The organism is Massilia psychrophila, from assembly GCF_002760665.1.
Lineage (GTDB): Bacteria > Pseudomonadota > Gammaproteobacteria > Burkholderiales > Burkholderiaceae_D > JAFCUW01.
The window spans coordinates 1-4,496 of the sequence record NZ_PDOB01000069.1 but is presented as its reverse complement, the minus strand read 5'-3'; the positions used below and the strand labels follow the sequence as shown (position 1 = coordinate 4,496).

The following is a 4,496-nucleotide window of genomic DNA, read 5'->3' as shown; positions in this document are numbered from 1 at the left end:
GCGACAACCTCGGCACTCTCGCGTTCATCATTTTGTTTTACCGCTGGCGACATCTGGTTTTCCATGTGATAGCAACTTCCTTAATTAGCATGATGAAGTTGTCTCACAGTAGTTTGACACAGGGGGGGCGATGGCGGGACAGATGCAGCGAGCAACCTCCAGCTTCACCATCTCGATTGCCGTAGAACGAATTGACTTGCTGGAATATGCAGTGGTGCAACCGGGTGCCGAAAGGTGCCTTCGTAGAGGCTTGAGCCGTGTGCGTCGAAAGAAGCACGCACGGTTCTTAGGGGGCTGGGTGCGGGTAACCGCGCCCGGCTACCCTGCGTGACACGTTGACCAAAGCATCGAAGCGCTGGACGGAACAGGAATTTGCCGGGCTCGACCTGGGTGACGGTCGCCTCAACAAGAGGGCGAAAATACTGATGGAACGATTTACGGCGAACCCGACGGCGAGCATCCCGATGGCCTGCGAGAGCTGGGCGGAAACGTGTGCGGCGTACCGATTCCTTGGAAATGCGGATGTCGATTGGCGCGACATGATGGCGCCCCACTGGGAAAAAACGCAGCACCGGATGCGCGCTCATCGGGTCGTTCTGTGTCTGCAGGACACCACCGAACTTGATTTTAACGGGCAGGAGGCCGAAGGACTCGGCCCGTTGAACTACGAGGCGCGGCGCGGGGCTTTGTCGCGTTGTTGATCGAAAAATGAGATCCCACCGAAATGGTACAGCGCCCTCAAACTGGACGGACCTGTCCTGCCAGCGCATAAAATTGGTCGGCGAACGATGTCGTATCTGCGCCATCTGTCGTGAACTGGCCCTTGCGGATCATGTGCATGAGCTCGATGCCGGCGAGCACGCCGCCGGCAGAGCGGAACGATTTGAAGTTGAGCATCGGCCTGGTCACCCGCTTGATGGCGCGATGGTCTTGCTCGACAATGTTGTTGAGGTATTTGACCTGGCGCACCACGATCGGCACGCCGCGGCCGGCGTTGATCGCGTCGATGGCCGCCTTGTTGGCGCCGCTCTTGTCCATCGCGATCTTCTTGGGCTCGCCGTTCATTTGCATGGCCTTGTCGAAGAAGCGCTTTGCCGCAGCCATGTCGCGCTTTGCGGTCAGCAGAAAGTCGACGGTCTTTCCCTGCTTGTCGACAGCGCGGTAGAGGTATTTTCAGATGCCCTTGACCTTGATGTAGGTTTCATCCATGCGCCAGCTGGTGCCAACCGGGCGCTTGTGTTTGCGGGCCATCTTCTCGACAAGCGGCAAGACGCGGATTGCCCAACGGTTGATCGACGAATGATCGACCGACGCACCGCGCTCTTGCATCATCTCTTCGAGGTGCCGGTAGCTCAACGGGTAAGCCACGTACCAGCGGATGCAAACCAGGATCACGTCGATCGGGAAGCGCATCCCTTTGAAGTTGAGCATCTCGATTCATCCAATATCCGGGCGTCATAGTCTACCTGATCAGCAACCATGGTCTGGCTAACGCGACAGAACCCGACATCACCATCGGCAACGGCGACGACATCGCCAAGGCGAAAGAAATCATGCTCGGCGCGCTGCGCCGCCTGTCCGGGGTCGAACCATCGCCAGCGCCAGACGCGCTCGTCATCGCCTACGCCGACTATGGCGTGACGATCCGCATTCGCTGGTGGATCAAGCCGCCGCGCCGCGCCGACGCGCTCGACATCCAGGACGAGGTGCTGTGCGCGGTGAAAGCCGAACTGACCCGCAACGGCATCGATCTGCCCTACCCGACCCACCAGGTCCTGTTCCATGACCAGACCGAAGCGATGGACGGCGATCGCGCTCGCCAGCGCGAAGGCTGGCCCCCGCCAGGGCAGGCCGGCGGCTAGGACTCGCAGCGCAACGAAGGGGGAGCCGCCTGCGAACGGCGCACGCAGCCCGCCGCGAGCGCCCTGCGCACCGGCGCCAGCCGCCTGGCGACCAGCGCGCTGTCGTGAGGAGCGGGAACGGTACGGGCGCTGATCTCGGCAAGATAATCGAGCTGCGCCAGCAAGTCTTCCTGCCGGCCCTTGCCCACGGCCAGGGAACCGAGCATGTCGATGGACGCAATCATGCGCAAAATGACAGCAACGTTACCGCCGGCACTACGGCGTATCTGATCGAACGCGGCGGCCAGCATGCTGGCGAAATCGGGCGCCACAACCACAATTTTCAGTTCGCCCTCCGCATACCGGTAAGGAGAAGGAATGGCGCGCCGCGCCATCGTGGCCATGACCGCGCCGATGTAGTCCAGGCACTGGACGGCAGTGGTCGTATCGTTGACGCCCGGCGAGAGCGCCTTGAGTGCAACATCGACGAGTTGGCGAACGCCAAATGCAGGATCCTGCTCGACCGTCCGATAGGGGCTCACAGCAATCGTTGCGTGCAGGGCGCAGGCGGTGCGGGCGGACGCGGATTCGCCGGAGACGGAGAAAATGGGCGTATCGGCAAGCACGAACTGCCCCACATCGCGTTCTACCCTTACGATTAGCTTGCCTTCGCAGGCGATGTGCAGCAACGCCGCATGGTCAACGCTTTGCAAATAGCCGCTTTTAGGCGCCGGTACGGCAATCCAGCACAGCGTCTCTACCAGCGCGGCAGCAGCGGCGTCGGCCTGCGACTGGTTGGCAAGCGATGGGTCGTCCATCTGCGGGAAGATCGATGCCATGGCGTCAATGGTCTCCTCGGCGATATTGGCAAGGATGGTCGAAGCCTGGATCGACAGCGCGATATGGTGAATAAAGACAATCAGCACGACGACCCCGACGATGGCGAGCAGCATGGCGACCGACACCGCAAGGACAGGGACAAAGACCGAGTCGTCCGTGCCATGCACGCCGCGCAAGACGATCAGGCAGTACACGAAGATGCCGGCGAAAATGCCGATCGACGCCTGGGTGACGCGGCTGCGCATGAACGTGCGCAGCACGCGCGAACTGTATTGGCTCGATGCGAGCGCCAGCGCGACCAGCGTCATCGAAAACACAATGCCAACGACCGAGATCATGGAGCCGGCAACTGTGGAGAGCATCTCACGTCCGCCGGCGGCGCTGGCGCCGAACAGACGGGGATAGCGTTTCATCCATTGCTCAAGCGCGCTGCCGTCGAGGTGCGTGAGCGTGACGGCCAGGGCGATCGCCAGCGCCACGATGACACAAGGCAAAAACCAGAAGCTGGCGCGCATGGCATTCCAGCGATGCATTACATTGTACAAGCCATTCTCCCCTCGCCCCGGTTGCGATGGCGTCCGCGCCGCCGGCTCACGGCGCGCCCCGGTCCTGGAAGCTGGTTACTTCGATGCGCAGACGGGCGACCTCGGCCTGCAGCTCGCGCAAGGCCTGGAGCGTGGCGCTGTCGGCGTCCGCTTCATGGTCGCGGCCGATAAAGTAGGTGGCGATCGTCCCCGTCACATACCCGAACACGGCAAAGGCATAAATGGCCAGCAACATGCACAGCAGGCGCCCTTCCCCGGTGCGCGGCCAGTAATCGCTACCCATTGTCGTCATCATCATCCCGGTCCACCAGAGCGCCGACCAGAAGTCGACAATGCCGTTCGCAACACCCGGCCGGCCCTCGAAATGGAGCATTCCGGCCGCGCCCGCCAGGGTGACGACCAGGGTGATCGACATGACATAGCCAAACCCGCGCCGCTGCATGGTCTCGCCCAGTGCGCGCATGCTGCGGTTGATCGAGGCCAGGATGCGCACCAGCGGCAGGCCGCGCAAACGGGCCAGGCTGCGCAGCACGCGGGCAAAGCGCAACGCGCGCAGGGCCGGTAGCAACAGGGCGATGACGGTGAGCCAGTTCTTTTTTACATAGGCAAGCTTGCGCGGCGCAAGCGTCAGCCGTATCGCAAAATCGACAATGAACACCACCCAGATCAAGGTGGTGATGTGCGCGCCGGTCGTGCCCAGGCCGCGCGTCAGGTCCACCACCATCAGGCAAAACCAAGCCAGGCCCAGCAAGGCCATCGGTGTCTCCAGCACCTCGCTTATTCTGCGCAATAGCTGTAATCGGTTGCGACTGAGCGCGAACGCGATGTTGCGCCCGCCCGGCGCCGGTTGGTTTTGCTCGCCGTTATTTTCCATTGCGCACCTTTCCAGTCGTTTCCTGACCAGTATAGGGCGGCCGAAAAATTCGCGGCGCAGCGTCGCCTAGCGCTACGTTTTCGCGCAGTTCAAGCGCACAGAGGCGAATTCATCGAAAAAACCCAGCGGTTTTGTGAGGTTTTGTCGCGTTGTTCGGCAAAAGGCGGAATTTTCTAGAAACGCCACTGTGCCCTTCAAACTGGACGGACTTGTCCTGCCAGCGCATAAAATTGGTCGGCGAACGATGTCGTATCTGCGCCATCTGTCGTGAACTGGCCCTTGCGGATCATGTGCATGAGCTCGATGCCGGCGAGCACGCCGCCGGCAGAGCGGAACGATTTGAAGTTGAGCATCGGCCTGGTCACCCGCTTGATGGCGCGATGGTCTTGCTCGACA

Annotated in this window: 4 protein-coding genes and 2 pseudogenes; 2 read left to right on the top strand and 4 right to left on the bottom strand. The window is 61.5% G+C overall.

Annotated features, from left to right (window positions below; all coding sequences use genetic code 11):
- Positions 1–335: 335 nt before the first annotated feature.
- Positions 336–683, top strand: a pseudogene (locus tag CR103_RS21530) (IS4/Tn5 family transposase DNA-binding protein); the annotation flags it as partial.
- Between the two features lie 55 nt (positions 684–738).
- Here CR103_RS21530 and CR103_RS21525 read toward each other — a convergent pair.
- A pseudogene (locus tag CR103_RS21525) lies at positions 739–1,431 on the bottom strand (IS6 family transposase).
- Between the two features lie 8 nt (positions 1,432–1,439).
- On the opposite strand from CR103_RS21525, the gene CR103_RS21520 reads away from it, so the two are divergent.
- Complete coding sequence (locus CR103_RS21520; protein WP_370659480.1) at positions 1,440–1,862, top strand: hypothetical protein; 423 nt, start codon at positions 1,440–1,442, stop codon at positions 1,860–1,862.
- On the opposite strand, the gene CR103_RS21515 is transcribed toward CR103_RS21520, so the two are convergent.
- The 3 genes from CR103_RS21515 to CR103_RS21505 form a co-directional block, all read right to left on the bottom strand.
- Positions 1,859–3,196 carry a DUF2254 domain-containing protein gene (locus CR103_RS21515; protein ID WP_180279492.1) on the bottom strand — a complete coding sequence of 446 codons (1,338 nt, stop codon included), beginning with the start codon at positions 3,194–3,196 and terminating at the stop codon, positions 1,859–1,861. The genes CR103_RS21520 and CR103_RS21515 overlap by 4 nt on opposite strands.
- 76 nt (positions 3,197–3,272) lie before the next feature.
- Positions 3,273–4,100 carry a potassium channel family protein gene (locus tag CR103_RS21510; protein ID WP_099917935.1) on the bottom strand — a complete coding sequence of 276 codons (828 nt, stop codon included), beginning with the start codon at positions 4,098–4,100 and terminating at the stop codon, positions 3,273–3,275.
- A 194-nt stretch (positions 4,101–4,294) separates the two neighbouring features.
- A partial coding sequence (locus CR103_RS21505) for a DDE-type integrase/transposase/recombinase (protein WP_143752714.1) occupies positions 4,295–4,496 on the bottom strand: 202 nt, incomplete at its 5' end.